Genomic DNA, 409 nt, shown 5'->3' on the forward strand with positions numbered 1-409 from the left:
TCCGACTTCAGACTGCGGAACAGGCGCTCCATCGGCGAGTTATCCCAGCAATGCCCCGGCGGCTCATGCTCTGCTGCATCCGATAGCGCCAGAGCCGTTGCCGAAACAGGCGGCTGGCGTACTGGCTGCCCTGGTCTGAATGGAACAGCACCTGCTGTGGCTTGCCGCGCTGTTCGTAGGCCATGTCCAGGGCCTTGATCACCAGTTCGGCATCCGGCTTGGCCGAGAACGCCCAGCCGATCACCCGCCGGGTATGCAGATCCAGCACCGCGGCCAGGTAGTGCCAACGGCCTTACGCCCAGACGTAGGTGATGTCGCCACACCACACCTGATTGGGATGCTCGGTCGCGAATTCGCGGTTCAGCCGATTCGGGATATCCGGCCGCTCAACCGTGGCCTGTTTGCAGGC

General features: G+C 63.6%; 1 pseudogene. It reads right to left on the minus strand.

Features of this window, described 5'->3' with window-relative positions:
- Positions 1–409: pseudogene (locus tag HMPREF2914_RS03885) on the minus strand (IS3 family transposase); the annotation flags it as partial.

It is taken from the genome of Pseudomonas sp. HMSC067G02 (assembly GCF_001813485.1).
Taxonomy (GTDB): domain Bacteria; phylum Pseudomonadota; class Gammaproteobacteria; order Pseudomonadales; family Pseudomonadaceae; genus Pseudomonas; species Pseudomonas aeruginosa.